This is a genomic window from Alkalihalophilus lindianensis (assembly GCF_032843265.1).
GTDB classification, from domain to species: Bacteria; Bacillota; Bacilli; order Bacillales; family Bacillaceae_D; genus Alkalihalophilus; species Alkalihalophilus lindianensis.
This window is the reverse complement of record NZ_JAWJBA010000338.1, coordinates 1-271: the sequence shown is the minus strand read 5'-3', so window position 1 is coordinate 271 and position 271 is coordinate 1. Positions and strand designations below refer to the sequence as shown.

Genomic DNA, 271 nt, shown 5'->3' with positions numbered 1-271 from the left:
GATGAACCCATCGTCTCAATGGAAACGGAACAGAGCCCATATTTTCTCAGTAAAGGTCCTTGATTCGTGGATACCGATTGTATTTTTGTCATCGGAACCAACTGATGTTCCTCATTTAAGACACCTGACTTTAGTTGTAAAAAATCCTCATTAATATCAAATCGCCAGCTTTTGTAAAGCAGAAACGGTCTGATCCATGACCAGACTGCCCCAAGTACAGAGATTGGTATCAGCCCTTTCAGAATCCAGCCAATCCATTCTTTCCAAGAAA

1 protein-coding gene is annotated in these 271 nt (G+C 41.3%); it reads right to left on the bottom strand.

Annotated features, from left to right (window positions below; all coding sequences use genetic code 11):
* On the bottom strand, positions 1-271 hold a 271-nt coding region (locus RYX56_RS22485), incomplete at both ends, for a PH domain-containing protein (RefSeq protein ID WP_317124138.1).